The following is a 17282-nucleotide window of genomic DNA, read 5'->3' as shown; positions in this document are numbered from 1 at the left end:
ATGCGTCGGGCGCAGGTGGCGGAGACCGTGTAGGTCTCAAAAAGCTTCGTGGCGGTGCGGCGAAGAGGCCCTCAAGTCACCCGCTCCGCGCCTCACAATATCGGCGCGCCAAATCTCCGGAACCGCGGCATCCAATGATCCAGGATCTCCGCTGACGCCAGGATATGGTGCGCCCGCCCGATCAACAGTCGACGTGGTACAAACCCGATATACCGCGAGTCCGCGCTGTCATCGCGGTTGTCTCCCAACATGAAATAACTGTCGGCGGGCACCACGACAGGACCAAAACTGCGTAGCGCACGTACCGCCGGCATAAACTGGACGGTCCGCTGGCGATGGTTTGCAAGCTCGGTGATTTTGATAGCCGGGACAGTTTTCCCGGAGGCGACAGGCTCGCTGATAGGCTGCGGATCCAGGTAGATTGCCGGGGTGCCGTTAACCCACAGGACCTCATTCCTCATTTCCAGAGTGTCGCCGGGAATGCCCACGATCCGCTTGATCAGGCGCATGCCATCCTTGGGTGACGTGAAGGTCACGACATCTCCCCTGCGAGGATTATCGACCTTGACCAGGGAAATATCCGTGAAGGGCAGCTTGAGGTCGTAAGCCACCCGATTCACCAGCACCACATCGCCCTCGACCAGGGTCGGGCGCATGGATCCGGAGGGGATGGGATTCCAATCGGCCAGGGATGTGCGGAAAACGCCAAAGCACAGCCAGAAAATGATCGCGTAACGGTACCGGCTCAACCAACGTTGCATACATCCTCGCAAGACTGAAAGGGCTATCTGGGCCACTTACTCGGCCTGTTATCACTCAACTATCAAACCGCTTTTGCATAAAGAACCGGTTGTGTCCGGCGACCGGGTAATCCTTGAGCTCACCGAAGATGCTGAAGCCAAGCCCGAGGTAAAAGTCCGGCGCCTGGAAGGAGAAGGTGTCCAGCCAAATGCCTTGGCAACCTTTCTCCCGGGCCAGCACTTCCACCTTGTTCATCAGCTTCGCCCCCACTCCTTGCCCTCGGGCGGCTTCCGGCACCACTAGCAACTCAATGAATAGCCACTGTCCGAAAACCTTGGCGTATAAACCACCCTGCGTGTTGCCCGTTTCATCCTTGATCAAGAGCGCAAGCTTTTCAGCTTGCGCCAGCCCGATTTGTGCCTGGTTGTAGTCGATCAACGGCGCCAGGATTGCCTGGTAATCGGCCTCTTGAGGCGCCTCTTTTATCTCGATTCGTAAGCTCACGATTTTCTCCCGGATACCTTTACGCGACAAGCTCGAGGTAGCTCGACGCCCCTCCTCCAGTCGTGCCCGACAACCAACCCCATACTTAGGCCTGAGTGGTTACCCGCCCTCTCCATGGATAAAACACGTTTCCAGGAGAGATCCTGCCATGATAAATAAATCAGCCCCCGAGAGTTGAAGTTCTGAAAATGCCAAAGACAAAGCCGGCGCCTAGCGCGGCAGCAACGGCTGCTGAAATCGAAAGGTCAATCCAGGCCCTGAACAAAATGGCCGAACGCCTGTGGGGTGATGGCAGGGAGACCGAGGCAAAAGCACTCCTCGATGCCCTGGACGCGTTGAACCGGGCGCTGGACAGGATCCGGATCGGCGAAAGCCGCAGGGTTGTGACACTCCATTAGCACCTTCGATTGCAGCGACAGCCCAGGAAGGGAGAAAACGCGCGGCAGGAACGAGGGGATGCCTGGTTCCTGCCGTATCAAACGTTTGCCGGTAAAGGACTCAGCGCATCAGAAGAAGCCCAGCGGATTGATGTCGTAGCTGACCAGCAGGTTTTTGGTCTGCTGGTAGTGGTCGAGCATCATCTTGTGGTTTTCACGGCCGACACCGGACTTTTTGTAGCCACCGAACGCGGCATGCGCCGGGTACAGGTGATAGCAGTTGGTCCACACGCGACCGGCCTTGATCGCCCGCCCCATGCGGTAGGCACGGTTGATGTCACGGGTCCAGAGACCGGCGCCCAGGCCAAACTCGCTGTCGTTGGCAATCGCCAGGGCTTCAGCTTCGTCCTTGAAGGTGGTCACGCCCACCACCGGGCCGAAGATCTCCTCCTGGAACACGCGCATTTTATTGTTGCCCTTGAGCAAGGTCGGCTGGATGTAGTAGCCGCTGGACAGGTCGCCTTCCAGGCGCTCCGCCGCGCCGCCGGTCAACAGCACCGCGCCCTCCTCCTGCGCAATCTTCAGGTACGAAAGGATCTTGTCGTATTGCTGCTCCGAGGCCTGGGCACCAACCATGGTCTCGGTGTCCAGTGGATCGCCGCGCTTGATCTTGCTGATCTTCTGCATCACGACAGCCATGAACGCGTCGTAGATCGATTCCTGGATCAAGGCACGCGATGGGCAGGTGCAGACTTCGCCCTGGTTGAAAAACGCCAGCACCAGGCCTTCGGCGGCCTTTTCAATAAACTGTGGCTCGGCCTGCATGATGTCTTCGAAGAAGATATTCGGCGACTTGCCCCCCAGCTCCACCGTACTTGGAATGATGTTCTCGGCCGCGCATTTCATGATGTGCGCGCCCACCGGAGTGGAGCCGGTGAAAGCGATCTTGGCGATACGCTTGCTGGTGGCCAGCGCCTCGCCGGCTTCACGGCCAAAGCCATGGACGATGTTCAAGACACCCGGTGGCAGCAGGTCGTTGATCAGCTCGGCGAAGATCATGATCGACAGCGGCGTTTGTTCCGCCGGTTTCAGCACCACGCAGTTGCCCGCCGCCAGCGCGGGCGCCAGCTTCCAGGCCGCCATCAGCAGCGGGAAGTTCCACGGAATGATTTGCCCCACCACGCCCAGGGGTTCATGGAAATGATAAGCCGTGGTCAGTTCGTTGATCTCCGCGGCGCCGCCTTCCTGGGCACGGATGCAACCGGCGAAATAACGGAAATGGTCGGCCGCCAGCGGAACGTCGGCATTCAGGGTTTCGCGCACGGCCTTGCCGTTGTCCCAGGTTTCGGTAACAGCCAGCACTTCAAGATGCTGTTCAATGCGGTCGGCAATGTTCAACAGGACCCGCGAGCGATCCTGTGCCGAGGTCTTGCCCCAGGCATCCGCCGCCCCATGCGCGGCGTCCAGCGCGAGTTCGATATCCGCGGCGGTGGAACGCGGGAACTCGGCAATCACATCACCGTTGATCGGCGAGGTATTGGTGAAGTATTCGCCAAAGACCGGCGCGACAAACTCACCGCCGATGTAATTGCCGTAGCGCGATTTGAAAGAAACGACAGCGCCTGGGGTTCCGGGGGGTGCGTAAATCATGATTGAGGCCTCTTTTCGGGTCGTTGTCTGTGGGTCGCACAGGCGATGAACAGATGTTAGAGAGCCTGCGCCGCCAAACGAATGCGCCCTTGGCAGGGGTCACCTTGTCATTTAGTCGTAAATTGCCTACCCCTGAAAAACCGCAAACGCGCAACAGCTCGTACTTTAGTACGGGTTTACCTGACTATCGTCGCATTCACAAAGCCTGGGCAGTGGCATGTAATGCCGTCATTACAAGAAAGGAATCGCCCCTTATGCCGCATACCCTGCTGCCTTTCCCTGGACAACGGATACGCCCCGCCGCCACCGCAATCAAAAATAAATAGGTGAAAGGCCATGTACAAAATTCTGATTGCCGATGATCACCCGCTGTTTCGTGAAGCCATCGCCAATGTGATCAGCGACGGTTTTCCGGGCAGCGAAGTGATGGAAACCGCCGACCTGGAGAGCGCGCTGGCACTGACTCAGCGCCATGACGACTTCGACCTGATTCTGCTCGACCTGAATATGCCTGGCATGCACGGCCTCAATGGTCTGATCAATCTGCGCAACGAGGCGCCCACCATCCCGGTGGTGATCGTGTCCGCCGAACAGGACAAACAGATCGTGCTGCAAGCCATCATGTATGGGGCGGTGGGCTTCATTACCAAGTCTTCGCCACGGGCGCAGATGACTGAAGCCATCGAACAGATCCTCAACGGCAACGTCTATCTGCCCGCGGACATCATCCACTCGCAGAAAACCGACACCCGCCGCAGCATGAACAGCGCCCCCGGCTTTGCGCCGGAGTTACTGCAGTCCCTGACCCGCAAGCAATTGCTGGTCCTGGAACGGATGACCAAGGGCGAGTCGAACAAGCAGATCGGTTACACCCTGGAAATCGCCGAGACCACCGTCAAGGCTCACGTCTCGGCCATCCTGCGCAAGCTCAACGTGCATAACCGGGTCCAGGCGATTCTCAGCGCCGGGGATATCGATTTCACCGCCTACCTGCGACGCTGAGTGGATCAACCCGCCGACTCCTTGCCCAGCAGATGGCTGATGGCAGTCTTGAGTTTCATCGGCCGCACCGGCTTGTGCATCAAGGTGTGGCCCAGCTCACGCATTTGCAGCTTCAGTTCGTTGCTGTAGTTGGCCGTGATCATCAGCGCCGGCAAGGGCAAGCCACGTCGGGCGTTGATCGTTGCCACGACATCGACACCGTTCTGCTCATGGTCCAGGTGATAATCGGCAATCAGCAGGTCGGCGTCGCAACGATAGTTATCCACCTGCCGCGCCAAGTCCTGCTCGGACAGCGCGGTGACAACCTGACAACCCCAGCTTTCCAGCAGTGTGCGCATCCCCGCGCAAATCGTCGCGTCATTGTCCAGCACCCAGATCCGTGCCCCGCGCAACCGCTCGAGCATGGGCTCGGTCATGGGTAACTGGATCTGTGGCTTGGGCGCGCTGAGGGTCAGCGGCACTTCGACGGCAAACATCGAGCCCTTGCCGGGGGTCGAGCGGACACTGATCTTATGCCCGAGTATTCCGGCGATTTTTTCGACAATGGCCAACCCGAGCCCCAACCCGCGATCCTGATGGGGCCGCTGCACATCGCCGCGTTTGAACTCCTGGAAAATTTCCTCGAGTTTGTTCTCGGCAATCCCGATACCGGTATCCCAGACCTCGATGGACAGCCGCTGGCGATGCCGACGACAACCCAGTACCACACGGCCAGTGCTGGTGTATCGGATGGCGTTGCTCAGCAGGTTGCGCAGAATCCGCGCAAGCAACTGGATATCGCTGCGTACCAGCGCCGAACACGGCACGAACGCCAGGCGCAAGCCCTCGCTGCTGGCCGCTTGCGCGAACTCGACCGCCAGGTTTTCCAGCAGTTCGCTCAGGGCAAACGGTGCAATATCGGCCTTGATCACCCCGGCATCCAGCTTGGAGATATCGACCAGCGTCCCGAGCAGATTTTCCACATCTTCCAGCGAATTGCTGACATTGCGCACCAGGATTGCGTTGGCCTCCGGCTCGCGGCGTTCCAGCAAGGCACTGGTAAACAGCCGGGCCGCATTGAGCGGCTGAAGCAGATCATGGCTGACGGCGGCCAGAAACTTGGTTTTCGACAGGTTGGCCTGCTCGGCCTCGAGCTTGGCTTCACGCAGACGCGACTCGACCCGAGTGCGCTCATCGATCTCGCGCAGCAGTTGGCTGTTCAGGGTGGTCAGCTCGGTGGTGCGTTCGCGAACGCGCAGCTCAAGGTTCTGATACGCCTGGTGCAGCGCTTCGGCGGTACGGCGACGTTCGGTGATATCGCGGATCAAGACAAAAATGCCGACCACTTCACCGTTGGCCAACCGATTGGGCACATAGGAGCGCAGCATGTAGCGCTCCTGATTGTTGATGTTGATCTCGGGGCATTCGAAGGTCACGCTTTCCCCCGCCAGGGCGCGTTCGACATAGGTTTCCAGGCGCTGGTAGTGCTCTTCGCTATGGACTTCGCGCAGGCTCTGCCCAAGCATCACGCCACGCGGCCAGCAGTACCACTGTTCATAGACCTTGTTGGTGAACTCATAGACCAGATCGGCGTTCAGGTAGGCAATCAGCGCAGGCACGTGGTCGGTGATCAGGCGAATCCAGCGCTCGCTCTCGCTGAGGGCTTCAGCATGCTGGTAGCGCTCGGTGATGTCCGTGAAGGTGTTGACGAAACCACCGGTGGGTAAGGGATGCGTGCGGATTTCCAGCACCCGGCCATCGTATAGCCGCTGCTCCCGCTCATGGATCACCCGGCCGTTGGCGTCGCGGCTGGCCGGCGTCAACAGCTCCAGTTCGCTGTCGGCGATGACCTCGGAAAACAGCCTGTGCGCGGCAACCGGGGCCAGCCCGCTCAGCTCCAGGAAACGCCGATTCCACAGTTCCAGGATGCCCTCGGCGTTGACCATCGCAACACCCTGGGACAGGTTGTCGACGGCCCGTTGCAGCAGGTGCGACTTTTGCGCGACGGCTTGCTCGCGGCGCATGGTTTCGCTGAGCTTGACTTCCGTGATGTCGGTAAACAGCATCACCCGGCCACCCTCGCGGGTCGGCCGCTCGCTGACCTGCAACCAGCGACCATCATTCAGACGATAGAGCAGGTGTGCGTCGGCGCTGTGGCGTGGCTCTTCACTGAACAGCCCGGTACTGGCCAGCAACCGCTTGACCTCGGTCAAGCGCATGCCGGCGATGATCCGTACCCGACTGTTGGCCCAGAACGCCTTGAAGCGGCTGTTGAACAGCACGATGCGCTGGTCTTCATCGAACAGCACGAACGCATCGGAAATACTTTCAATGGCATCGACCAGATGTTGATGGGCCGTTTCCGCCCGCAGGCGTGCGTCACTGAGCAGATTGTTGCTGGCCTTGAGCTCGGCCATGGCCTGATTCAACGCATCGGTACGCTCCCTGACCTGCTCGGCCAGGACCACCGAGTGCTGAAAGGCCGCATAGGAATCATTGCCTCTCGCGGTTCCGGACTCGACCCGTTCAATCAGCGCCGTATTGATCCGCCGCAGCTTGTGATTATCGCGCTGCAGTTGTTCGATCTGCGCCAGCAGCTCAGCGGGAGATGGCTGCACGGTTGCGTCCAATAGCGACCCCGGTGAAGGTCTGGTTGATATGCATGCCATTGAACTGTTCTCCGTAGGTGTTGAAACCTATCACCTGCTGCTCGCGCAGGAAGGCGCCGATCTGTTGGACGCTGCCATCGTCTTCCAGCTCCAGGCGCCGCAGGAAACAGTCGCAGCCGATGGTCAGCAGCAACGACCCCAAGCGCTCCCGCAAGCCATCGAACAGCGTCTGCAGGTTCGGTAGGAAGGGGCCAGGCGTCATGGCCGTGAGGACAATGCCGTTCTCCACCGCACAGTAAAAACTCAGGCTCAGGTCAGGATTGACCTGTTGAATGGCCCTGACGTAGTACTGATCGTTGATACGGACAGCCAGCGGGTGGGCGGCAAAAATCTGGTGATTGAGCTGCGCCACGGGCACCCCGATGATCTGCGCGTATTCTTCGGCCGCGGGCTCGGCATTGAGTTCGTAAACCCGGCGCGTGCTGCGGTCGGCGCGCGTGACCACCAGCTTTTCCGCACGCGGCAGAATGTGGTGGGTGGTGAACACTTCGAAGTCCAGCCAGGTATTGACCAACAGCACCACGGCCGCGCCGCTGTGGAATTCGCCGCCGAAGTACACATGGGTATGGGTCAGGTAGTTATCGTCTCCGGCAGAGCCGCCAAAGTGCGGGATATCGCCCAAGGCGGCGCTCAGCGCCCCAAGGACCATTTCCTCGCGGCTGGAGAGGCCGTCGAGGAGCGTCAGGGCGAAACTGTTGCCCTTGATCGGCGCCAGGCTATTGCTGCGACAGCCGCCGACCAGTCGCTCGACCATTTGCTGGGCGTCGATCAGGCTGAAACGCTCCAATTCGTCGATCAGCTCCGCGGCAATGGAAAAATGCCGATGATCAAAGCCCACCGCGGTCACGCAGCCTCGGCCATAGCCCTGCGGGGTGATTTCCCCGGCGCTGGTACAGCCCGCCACGCGAATGCCGCCAAAGCTCTGCTGCAACGCACTGCCCAGGGCCCGCAAATCGTATTCGACCGAACAAAAGAACAGCACAAACCCCAAGTGCGGGTGCAATAGCTGCCGTGCCAGCTCCTGGGCCACCTCTTGCGCTTCGGTTGCCATCGACATCGCGCTAACTACGCCGTCGGTTTGGGTCTGTCGCATAGTCGCCTTCCGCAAAGTGCGCTGTCTGATCCCTCAGTCTACGAAGACTGGACCCGGGTCCGTATCCTACTTCGGTAGGGGGTCACCCCTGCGATGGGAGGAAGCCGCGTGCCATTACGACCAAAGACCCCCATTGCGAGGACTAAAGGACCATTTAACCGTCATGCCATCGTTCCTAGGATGAGTCCGTCTTGATGAATGCACCACCGGCCGTTCGGGCCAATAATCACAATAACGAGGGCTAGTCATGAGCAGCACGTTCTTCATTCCGTCCGTAAACATGATGGGCATCGGCAGTCTCGATGAAGCCATGGTCGCCATTCGCAGATACGGCTTCCATCACGCGCTGATCGTCACCGACGCCGGGCTGGCAAAAGCAGGTGTCGCGAACAAGGTCGCCAAACTGCTCGAGGCACAGGACATCCAGGCGACCATATTCGATGGGGCCAAACCGAACCCGACCGTCAGTAACGTCGAAAACGGTCTGGAGCAACTCAAGCTCAGCGGCGCCGACTTCATCATCTCCCTCGGCGGCGGCTCGCCCCATGACTGCGCCAAGGGCATCGCCTTGTGTGCCGCCAATGGTGGGCATATCAGTGAATACGAGGGCGTCGATCAGTCCGCCAAGCCACAAATGCCACTGATTGCCATCAATACCACCGCGGGCACGGCCAGTGAGATGACGCGCTTTTGCATCATTACCGACGAAACCCGCCACGTAAAAATGGCCATCGTCGACCGCAACGTGACACCACTGCTGTCGGTCAACGACCCTTCGTTGATGGCCGCCATGCCCAAAGGCCTGACTGCCGCCACTGGCATGGATGCGTTGACTCACGCCATCGAAGCCTACGTGTCCACCGCGGCCACGCCGATCACCGATGCCTGCGCGCTCAAGGCCGTGGAGCTGATCTCCGCCAACCTGCGCAACGCGGTCACCAACGGCGGCGACATGCAGGCACGGGAGAATATGGCCTACGCACAGTTCCTGGCCGGGATGGCGTTCAACAACGCCTCCCTTGGCTATGTGCACGCCATGGCCCACCAACTGGGTGGTTTCTATGACCTGCCCCACGGTGTCTGCAACGCAATATTGCTGCCACACGTAGAGAGCTTCAATGCCAGCGTTTCCCAGGCTCGCCTGACGGACGTCGCCAGTGCGATGGGGCTCGACACCCAACATCTTGACCACGAGCAAGGCGCGGCAGTGGCGATTGCCGGCATCCGCAAGTTGTCCCTGGACGTTGGCATTCCAGGTGGTCTGGCGGAATTGGGCGTCAAGCTGGCGGACATTCCGACACTGGCGGCCAATGCCATGAAAGACGCCTGCGGCTTCACCAACCCGCGGACTGCCGAACAGGCGCAAATCGAAGAGATTTTCCACGCCGCGATGTGATTGCGACACGATGGGTGCCAGGAACCCGACCGGTCTCCTGGCGCTCAAGTTCGATCAGGATTGAGCGCCCCGGCCCGGCCCGCGCGATAGACCGAAAGGCCGTAGAAAGCCAGCGCCAAACCCGCCAACACGCCCCCAACCACGCCGACATAGGCAAACCCCAGTTGCCGCCCCACCCAACTGCCCACCAGCGCCCCACCACCGATACCGATGTTGTAGATCCCCGAAAACAGCGCCATTGCCACATCGGTGGCGTCCGGTGCCAGCACCAGCACCTTCGATTGCAGCGACAGCCCGAAGCCCATGATCGCCATGCCCCAGAACACGCTGAGTACCCCCAGCGTCGAGACCTCGCCGCTCAAAGGCAACAGCAACGCCAGGCACAGCACCAGCAAAAACGTGGTCGCCAGCAGAAAACGCTGCGGGTGTTGCCGATTGAATCGACTGAACAGCAGCGAGCCGAAAATCCCAGCACCGCCGAACAGCAGCAGGATCAGGGTCACCACCTCGCCGCTCATGCCGGCCACGGTTTTGATGAACGGCTCGATATAACTATAGGCTGTGAACTGAGCCGTGATCACCGCCGCCGTCAGGCCGTAGACCGCCACCAGCGCGGGACGCTTGAACAGTACCGGCAGGCTTCTCAGGGAGCCCGAGTTCTGGCTCGGCAGCAGCGGCAGGCTTCGGCCCAGCCAGAGCACCAGGGCGCCCGCCATCAGCGCAATCACCAGAAAGGTGATGCGCCAGCCCATGGCTTCGCCGAGCAAGCGGCCCAGCGGAATCCCCAGCACCAAGGCCATGGACGTGCCGGTCGCCAACAGGCCCAGCGCCTGCACCTGCTTGCCCGCCGGCGCCACCCGCACCGCGAGGGACGCGGTGATGGACCAGAACAGCGCATGGGACAAGGCGATGCCGATCCGGCTCACCAGCAGGACGCCAAAGCTTGCGGCCAGGCTGGACAGCACATGGCTGACAATGAACAGGCCGAACAGCACCATCAACAGCCTGCGCCGCTCGATGTTGCGGGTGAGCAGCATCACCGGCAGCGACGTCAGGGACACCACCCAGGCATAGATCGTCAGCATCAGCCCGACCTGTGCGCTGGACAGGTCGAAGCTGTCGCCGATGGCGCTCAACAGGCCGACCGGCACGAATTCGGTGGTATTGAAGACAAAGGCGGCCAATGCCAGCGCAATGACCGGTTGCCAGTTGTCGGTGTTCTCGGTGGCGGGGCTACTCATTTGAAATCCGTCATGCGCTATCGAAGACCAACTGGCTGCTGGTTCAGGGTTCCGGTTAACCGGCGGCGCAACAGCACCGTCCACTGCTAGTGGTGGTCAGACGTCATTATGCCCCTGGCGCCGGAGTACAACATGGGTGGCTTTCTCCGATGCAACGAACTCAACGCATTCGTATCCCAGAGCGCGCGCGTCAATCCCCTCGAACAGTCGCTCTCCGCTGCCCAGCAGGACCGGCGAAATAGCGATATGCAGCTCATCGATGAGGCCCGCATGCAGATATTGCCGGATAGTCTCAGGTCCGCCGCCAATGCGCACATCCATTCCGTTGGCCGCTTCGCGCGCCCGGTCAAGCGCCTCGTGAATACCGCCCGTGATGAAGTGGAACGTCGTTCCGCCTTCCATCTGGATGGGCGCGCGCGCGTGATGAGTCAGGATGAACGTTGGAACATGATAGGGTGGATTGTCCCCCCACCAGCCCTTCCAGTTCAGGTCGGGCCAGGCACCGCGAATCGGGCCGAACATGTTTCTGCCGAGAATCCAGGCACCCACGTTCTTGAAGCTCCGCGCGGCGAAGTCGTCATCGATCCCCGTTGTGCCAGCGTCGGCGCCAAACAGGGCCTGCTGGAATGTGCGTGTCGGGACCAGCCACTGGTGTAACTCTGTCCCGCCCACGCCGAGCGGATGACTCATGTCCTGATCCGGCCCCGCTCCGTATCCGTCAAGCGAGACAGTAAAGCCCGCAACTCGAACGCGTGTCATTTTCATGCCCTCCTTTAGATTGACAGATTGACGCCTCACTCCATGTCGACAGCCGTTCTGCCGCATAACTCCAGACATTTCTGAATAACATCCGCGGAAAGAGTCACGGAGAACCGCTCCCGGCACGGTTTTGCATGGATCTCGTGTCATTTTGCACCCTGTCAACCGGGGATGAAAAGCTACGGAGCAAAAGCCTTCACTTGCTCATTCGACATGGCGACGGCCGGGTGGGTTACGACAAGAACCGGGTTATTCCGAATGAGTCAACGCATACGCCGATCCTGCGGCGCCGCGCCGTGTCGGACACATCGACCAGACACATTGCACACCAATAAAAACACCGCTCAAAGAGCGGCGTTTTTACCCATGGAACGGGGAACGAGCCTGACACCTAGCGTGGCGGTCTCAGGCCTCGCCGTCCCAGGGACGGTCTCCGTTCGCGTCCTTGATACGGGTCGGCAGGCCCATCGCATCCAGCGCCTTGAGGAACGGCTCAGCCGGCAGCTCCTCGACATTGGCCATGCGCCGCACGTCCCACTCACCGCGAGCGACCAGCAAGGCGGCCGCCACGGGTGGCACGCCCGCGGTATAGGAAATCCCCTGGCTGTCGGTTTCGGCGTAGGCTTCCTCGTGGTCCGCCACGTTGTAGATGAACACTTCACGCGGCTGGCCATCCTTGGTGCCCTTGACCAGATCGCCGATACAGGTCTTGCCGGTATAGCCCGGCGCCAGCGAGCTTGGGTCAGGAAGCACGGCCTTGACCACTTTCAGCGGCACCACTTCCAGACCTTCGGCGGTCTTGACCGGTTGCTCGGAGAGCAGGCCAAGGTTCCTGAGTACCGTGAACACATTGATGTAGTGTTCGCCAAAGCTCATCCAGAAACGCACATTGGGCACGTCGAGGTTCTTCGACAGCGAGTGCACTTCATCGTGGCCGGTCAGGTACAGGTTCTGCGCGCCGACCACCGGCAGGTCGTCGGTGCGTTTGACTTCGAACATGGTGTTGCTGGTCCACTGGCTGTCCTGCCAGCTCCATACCTGTCCGGTGAACTCGCGGAAATTGATTTCCGGGTCGAAATTGGTGGCGAAATACTTGCCATGAGAACCGGCATTGACGTCAAGGATGTCGATCGAATCAATGCGGTCGAAATACTGCTGCTGCGCCAACGCCGCATAGGCGTTGACCACACCCGGGTCGAAGCCCACACCGAGGATCGCGGTGATGTTCTTCTGCTTGCATTCCTCGAGGTGCGTCCACTCGTAGTTGCCATACCAGGGCGGCGTCTCGCAGACTTTGCCCGGCTCTTCATGAATGGCGGTGTCCAGATAAGCCACGCCGGTATCGATGCAGGCACGCAGCACCGACATGTTCAGGAAGGAGGAACCGACGTTGATGACGATCTGTGATTCGGTTTCGCGGATCAAGGCCTTCGTCGCTTCGACATCCAGGGCGTTCAACGGGAAGGCCTGGATATCGGCGGGCACTTTGAGGCTGCCCTTGGCCTTGACGCTGTCGATGATGGCCTGGCATTTGGAGATGTTGCGCGACGCGATAGCAATACGACCGAGTTCGTCGTTGTGCTGCGCGCACTTGTGGGCCACCACCTTGGCGACACCTCCTGCACCAATGATCAGTACGTTCTTCTTCAATTATCTATTTCTCTTTTTTCTGCCAGCTTAGGAAAGGCTGGACAGGTAGTCGTTGTAACCAAACTCACGAACCACCTCGACACTTCCGTCGAGTTGCTTCACCACTATGGACGGCATTTTCAGGCCGTTGAACCAGTTTTTCTTGACCATTGTGTAACCAGCTGCGTCGATAAACGACAGCCGATCGCCGATGGCCAGCGGACGATCAAATTGATACTCACCGAAAATATCTCCGGCCAGGCAGGATTTACCGCAAACCATGTAGGTGTATTCGCCCTCGCTGGGTGCCAGCTTGGCGTTCAGGCGGTAGATCAGCAGATCGAGCATGTGCGCCTCAATGGAGCTGTCCACGACCGCCAGGTGCTTGCCGTTGTAGAGGGTGTCGAGCACGCTGACTTCCAGCGAGGCGCTCTGGGTGATCGCCGCTTCACCCGGTTCCAGGTAAACCTGCACGCCGTACTTTTGCGAGAAGGCCTTGAGGCGCGCGCAAAAGGCATCCAGTGCGTAGCCTTCGCCGGTGAAATGGATACCGCCGCCGAGGCTGACCCACTCGACCTTGTGCAACAGGTGGCCAAAGCGCTCTTCGATGGCGCACAGCATCTGATCGAACAAGCCGAAGTCGCCGTTCTCGCAGTTGTTATGGAACATGAAGCCGGAGATCTGCCCGATGACCTGTTCGATCCTGGCCGGGTCCCATTCGCCCAGGCGGCTGAACGGTCGCGCCGGGTCGGCCAGCAGATAATCCGAGCTGCTCACCTGCGGGTTGACCCGCAGGCCGCGCACCTTGCCGGCTGAAGCCTCGGTATAGCGCTGCAACTGGCTGATGGAGTTGAAGATGATCTTGTCGCAGTTGTCGAGCATCTCCTCGATCTCGTCGTCGGCCCAGGCCACGCTGTAGGCGTGGGTCTCGCCGGCGAACTTCTGTCGACCGAGCTTGAGTTCGTAGAGCGACGACGACGTGGTGCCATCCATGTATTGCTGCATCAGGTCAAACACCGACCAGGTGGCGAAGCACTTGAGTGCCAGCAGGGCCTTGGCCCCGGACTGTTCGCGCACGTAAGCGATCTTCTGCATGTTCGCCAGCAGCTTTTGTTTGTCGATGAGGTAGTACGGCGTCTTGATCATTTCAAGGCCTCCGACATGGCCAGTCAAAAAAGGATGCGCATTGTGCCCTCACTGACTACAGATCGAAAGAGCAGAAAGCTCAACTCGCCGGCCCACCTTGATGCTTTTTGAGGGATATACAACCTTTTCGCCACTCTCTTCGCATTCCATGATTGGCCCAGGAGATCAAGCCAGATCTCTCGGGCGGCCGGCGAATTCGTGGGTGGTAGATGATCAGGACTGAGGTTGCAGGCTGGTTTTGATGCTAGTGACGACACAGTTGCGGCCTTGGTGTTTCGCGTCATAGAGGCGTTGATCGGCTACACGCAGAATTTCTTCGATGGAGTCCCCGTCACGTCCGGATTGCGATACGCCGATGCTCACTGTGACCCTGGTCAGCCGCTGCTGGCTGATATTGAAAGAAGTCGTTGCAATGCTGCTTCGCAGACGCTCGGCGATTACCTGTGCACCTTCGAGTGAAGTCTGGGGCAGCAGTATCATGAACTCTTCCCCGCCCACTCGGGCTACGCCGTCGTAAGGCCGGATCGATTCGAGACACTCCTGCACGAACCTCTTGAGGATGTCATCGCCCACCTGATGCCCAAAGCGATCATTGATCGACTTGAAATTGTCCAGGTCGAGCGCCAACACCGAGAACGGCACGCCGCTGCGCTTGGCCCGGTCAATTTCGGCATCGACCCGCTCCATGAAACGACGCCGATTGTCAGCGCCCGTCAGTGGATCGGTCGCGGCAAGGTGGCCGAGTTCCTGATTGGTACGCTGGAGTTCCCGCAGGGCACTTTCAGCGTACGCCATCGACTCGGCAAGACGCACCATCAACTCCCCTTGACTGTAAATCTTCGAGAACGACCGAGTGGAGAGGAACGCTTGCGCCACTCCATAGCTCAGCAGGAAAAATCCAGCGGCGAAGATCGCATGGGCGAGCCACCACATATGGTTCCAAGGACGCCCCAGGATGAAGGCCAGGGATGACAACGCGAACGCGGTGACCGAGATGGCAAAAATCACCATCAGTGGCGAACGGAAACGACGCAACAGGAGCATGACCACATTCAATGCGGAAAAAACCAGGGCGCCCCCCTCCAGCGAGAGACGTACCGCAAGATTGCCGGCGATCGACGAGTTCGCGACGAACGCCACTGCCAGGTCAACCAGCAGGAACAGCCCTATCCAGATCAACCACGGCCGTGGCTTTGTTCGTTGGTCCGCAGCATCAGGTGGTCGATTGTACGACAGCATGCCGACCAACAGCAGAATCGCCATGACCAGCCGAGAGGCCGGTCCGTAAAGCAGGAAAAGCCAGATATTGGAGTGGGCGAACCCGGTGAATGCGCCATGCAACGCATAGATCATCACAAAACCGAGAAATCCCAACGTCATCCAGCGCAGCAGCGGATCTCCCGATGACTGATAGCAGCACCAGGTTACGTAAGTAACAAACAAACCCTCCAAGGTGGCAGCCGTGATCGCAATGACATGGAACGTGTGGTTCTCGAATAAAAGGGTCGGGTCCTGAAAGAAATACAGGTAGCCAATCAGATAGGCCGGAACAAACGCAAACCCTGCGAGCAGCAAGCAGGCATAAAACTTGACTACAAGATGGATAGGGTCGGACGGCTCGTCGGTAGCGATAAAATTGTTCATGGCTCCCTCATGCAAATTCCCTTTACCCAGACCGATCGGGTGCCAACTCCAAAACCACCGATATACCTACGGCTCCCCGCATCATGATGTAAAGATCTTACGAGTTGATGTTTTGAACTCCCATTGTAGACCACCCACCCATATCCACTGCTGAAGTCGGAAAAACCATATAAAAAATCAACCAACAACAAATATCTCACTTTTTCATCCGTTCAAGGTCGGCGGCCCCCCTTGAAAAGAAGAGCGCAAAACTACTTCAACCGCCCCGCCCCACCCAACCAACCTGGCGCGCCTTTCTGCAACCATTCAGTGGCCGCGGGATTGTGTTTGACGCGGCTATCCAGAAACGCCACGCCAATGGCCTGAATCGCCGCCACTTGCTTGGGATCCGGGGCCGGCTCGCCCGCTATCGGGCCATGGAAACCGCCAGCGGATTTGGCACCGCGCTTGTGCCCTCTACCCTTGGAAGCATCGCCGGACGGCTCGCTGCCCTTGTCGGCCTTTTTCGACGGTCGGTTGAACAACTCGGTACCGGACAAGGTCTTGTGCGTCGCTTTGTTCAGCTCCAACTGGACGCTGCCAGCCGCCGTCACCGACTCGCCCAACACTTGTCGCTGGCGATAGGAACTGACCCAGTTGAACGGGTCTTCATCCTCCTGACCGGTCATCGACAGCACGGGCACCGACACCTGAGCGAACGCCTCTGGCCGGGCGCCGGCCTCCACATAAGGGCTGAGCAGCAACACCGCTTTGGGCTGAATCGCGACGCCCGACGTAGCGCCGGGCTCCTGCGCCCCGGCCAATGCTGCAGCGGTCTGCGCGCCTAAATCAAAGCCGGCCACCACAACCTGGTTCCAGTCGATGGCCGCCAGTTGTGCGTCGCCTTTCGCGGCCCGTGCCCGAACCTCAGCCAGGACTTTCTGCAATGTGGACAGCCTGTCGCGCAAGGCGGCAGCGCTGTAATGACTGCTCGCCAGCCCACGGAAGTTGCCGTCCAAGGCCTGTGTCGAAGCAAAAATCGACGGATCATAGGCCTGCCCCTGAACAGACAGCACCGCATAACCGGCTTGCGCCCAGGCCTTGCGCCACTCCATCCCACCGGAGGCCGACTCGCCCAACCCCGGGAGGTAAATAATCAGCGGCGAGCGCTCATGGGTAGCCGGCGCCAACCACTCCACCTCCACCGATTGCTGATCGAGTTGCCAGATTGCGCCCCAGCCGGCGGTTTCGTTGTGGGACGGTTGATAGGCGCTGGCCAGGTCTTTATTGACCCGCTCGGCGAAGTCGATACGCGGGTCTGGCGGATCGCCCGCACAACCAGAGATCAATCCCAGGCTGCCCACCAAGGCGCCCACCGCTAGCCAGTACCGAGGTTGAAGGTTCATTCGATTCACAAGGTCGTCAAGATCAAGAGGGTTGGCAGCGTAACCGACCCGCTGGCGAACGAGGCGC

The 17282-nt window shown here is 59.6% G+C and carries 14 protein-coding genes; 3 read left to right on the top strand and 11 right to left on the bottom strand.

Features of this window, described 5'->3' with window-relative positions:
- Nucleotides 1-92: 92 nt before the first annotated feature.
- Nucleotides 93-761: a signal peptidase I gene (gene lepB / locus M5B99_RS19050; RefSeq protein ID WP_248805489.1), complete on the bottom strand. Its 669-nt coding sequence runs from the start codon at nt 759-761 to the stop codon at nt 93-95.
- A gap of 55 nt (nt 762-816) precedes the next feature.
- Nucleotides 817-1245, bottom strand: a complete 429-nt coding sequence (locus M5B99_RS19045) for a GNAT family N-acetyltransferase (RefSeq protein ID WP_248805488.1) — start codon at nt 1243-1245, stop codon at nt 817-819.
- Nucleotides 1246-1433: 188 nt separating this feature from the next.
- Here M5B99_RS19045 and M5B99_RS19040 point away from each other — a divergent pair, with 188 nt between their 5' ends.
- Nucleotides 1434-1643 carry a hypothetical protein gene (locus M5B99_RS19040; protein ID WP_248805487.1) on the top strand — a complete coding sequence of 70 codons (210 nt, stop codon included), beginning with the start codon at nt 1434-1436 and terminating at the stop codon, nt 1641-1643.
- A 108-nt stretch (nt 1644-1751) separates the two neighbouring features.
- Here M5B99_RS19040 and M5B99_RS19035 read toward each other — a convergent pair whose 3' ends face one another.
- Nucleotides 1752-3272 carry an aldehyde dehydrogenase family protein gene (locus M5B99_RS19035; protein ID WP_248805486.1) on the bottom strand — a complete coding sequence of 507 codons (1521 nt, stop codon included), beginning with the start codon at nt 3270-3272 and terminating at the stop codon, nt 1752-1754.
- A 336-nt stretch (nt 3273-3608) separates the two neighbouring features.
- On the opposite strand from M5B99_RS19035, the gene M5B99_RS19030 reads away from it, so the two are divergent.
- Nucleotides 3609-4274 carry a response regulator transcription factor gene (locus M5B99_RS19030; protein WP_248805485.1) on the top strand — a complete coding sequence of 222 codons (666 nt, stop codon included), beginning with the start codon at nt 3609-3611 and terminating at the stop codon, nt 4272-4274.
- Between the two features lie 5 nt (nt 4275-4279).
- On the opposite strand, the gene nahK is transcribed toward M5B99_RS19030, so the two are convergent.
- Both nahK and nosP read right to left on the bottom strand, forming a co-directional pair.
- Entirely contained in the window at nt 4280-6922 is a 2643-nt protein-coding gene (gene nahK / locus M5B99_RS19025) for a hybrid sensor histidine kinase/response regulator NahK/ErcS' (protein ID WP_248805484.1), read from the bottom strand.
- A complete protein-coding gene (gene nosP, locus M5B99_RS19020) occupies nt 6852-8015 on the bottom strand; it encodes a nitric oxide-sensing protein NosP (RefSeq protein WP_248805483.1) in 1164 nt (387 codons plus the stop codon). The genes nahK and nosP overlap by 71 nt, the downstream gene beginning before the upstream one ends.
- Before the next feature lie 247 nt (nt 8016-8262).
- Here nosP and yiaY point away from each other — a divergent pair, with 247 nt between their 5' ends.
- Nucleotides 8263-9411: an L-threonine dehydrogenase gene (yiaY, locus tag M5B99_RS19015; RefSeq protein ID WP_248805482.1), complete on the top strand. Its 1149-nt coding sequence runs from the start codon at nt 8263-8265 to the stop codon at nt 9409-9411.
- 44 nt (nt 9412-9455) lie between these two features.
- Here yiaY and M5B99_RS19010 read toward each other — a convergent pair whose 3' ends face one another.
- The 6 genes from M5B99_RS19010 to M5B99_RS18985 form a co-directional block, all read right to left on the bottom strand.
- Nucleotides 9456-10652 carry a sugar transporter gene (locus M5B99_RS19010; RefSeq protein WP_248805481.1) on the bottom strand — a complete coding sequence of 399 codons (1197 nt, stop codon included), beginning with the start codon at nt 10650-10652 and terminating at the stop codon, nt 9456-9458.
- A gap of 96 nt (nt 10653-10748) precedes the next feature.
- Nucleotides 10749-11417 (bottom strand): dihydrofolate reductase family protein, encoded by a 669-nt coding sequence (locus M5B99_RS19005; RefSeq protein WP_248805480.1) that lies wholly within the window; start codon nt 11415-11417, stop codon nt 10749-10751.
- A 399-nt stretch (nt 11418-11816) separates the two neighbouring features.
- The gene (locus M5B99_RS19000) at nt 11817-13061 is read right to left on the bottom strand and encodes a saccharopine dehydrogenase family protein (protein ID WP_248805479.1); all 1245 of its coding nucleotides are present in this window, start codon (nt 13059-13061) and stop codon (nt 11817-11819) included.
- A gap of 27 nt (nt 13062-13088) precedes the next feature.
- A complete protein-coding gene (nspC, locus tag M5B99_RS18995; protein WP_248805478.1) occupies nt 13089-14186 on the bottom strand; it encodes a carboxynorspermidine decarboxylase in 1098 nt (365 codons plus the stop codon).
- A gap of 213 nt (nt 14187-14399) precedes the next feature.
- Nucleotides 14400-15830: a GGDEF domain-containing protein gene (locus M5B99_RS18990; RefSeq protein WP_248805477.1), complete on the bottom strand. Its 1431-nt coding sequence runs from the start codon at nt 15828-15830 to the stop codon at nt 14400-14402.
- 251 nt (nt 15831-16081) lie between these two features.
- Nucleotides 16082-17215 (bottom strand): alpha/beta hydrolase, encoded by a 1134-nt coding sequence (locus tag M5B99_RS18985; RefSeq protein ID WP_248805476.1) that lies wholly within the window; start codon nt 17213-17215, stop codon nt 16082-16084.
- Between the last annotated feature and the right edge of the window lie 67 nt (nt 17216-17282).

Origin of the sequence: Pseudomonas sp. MWU13-2100, assembly GCF_023242365.1 — a bacterium.
In the GTDB taxonomy this organism is placed as follows: domain Bacteria; phylum Pseudomonadota; class Gammaproteobacteria; order Pseudomonadales; family Pseudomonadaceae; genus Aquipseudomonas.
The sequence above is the reverse complement of the archived record's forward strand: the minus strand, read 5'-3'. Positions and strand labels throughout refer to the sequence as shown.

Coding starts and splice junctions, on each gene's coding strand:
- M5B99_RS18990 (WP_248805477.1), bottom strand. CDS start 15,830: ATGAACAATTTTATCGCTACCGACGAGCCGTCCGACCCTATCCATCTT.
- nosP (WP_248805483.1), bottom strand. CDS start 8,015: ATGCGACAGACCCAAACCGACGGCGTAGTTAGCGCGATGTCGATGGCA.
- nahK (WP_248805484.1), bottom strand. CDS start 6,922: ATGGCATGCATATCAACCAGACCTTCACCGGGGTCGCTATTGGACGCA.
- M5B99_RS19010 (WP_248805481.1), bottom strand. CDS start 10,652: ATGAGTAGCCCCGCCACCGAGAACACCGACAACTGGCAACCGGTCATT.
- yiaY (WP_248805482.1), top strand. CDS start 8,263: ATGAGCAGCACGTTCTTCATTCCGTCCGTAAACATGATGGGCATCGGC.
- lepB (WP_248805489.1), bottom strand. CDS start 761: ATGCAACGTTGGTTGAGCCGGTACCGTTACGCGATCATTTTCTGGCTG.
- nspC (WP_248805478.1), bottom strand. CDS start 14,186: ATGATCAAGACGCCGTACTACCTCATCGACAAACAAAAGCTGCTGGCG.
- M5B99_RS19035 (WP_248805486.1), bottom strand. CDS start 3,272: ATGATTTACGCACCCCCCGGAACCCCAGGCGCTGTCGTTTCTTTCAAA.
- M5B99_RS19040 (WP_248805487.1), top strand. CDS start 1,434: ATGCCAAAGACAAAGCCGGCGCCTAGCGCGGCAGCAACGGCTGCTGAA.
- M5B99_RS19005 (WP_248805480.1), bottom strand. CDS start 11,417: ATGAAAATGACACGCGTTCGAGTTGCGGGCTTTACTGTCTCGCTTGAC.
- M5B99_RS19030 (WP_248805485.1), top strand. CDS start 3,609: ATGTACAAAATTCTGATTGCCGATGATCACCCGCTGTTTCGTGAAGCC.
- M5B99_RS18985 (WP_248805476.1), bottom strand. CDS start 17,215: ATGAACCTTCAACCTCGGTACTGGCTAGCGGTGGGCGCCTTGGTGGGC.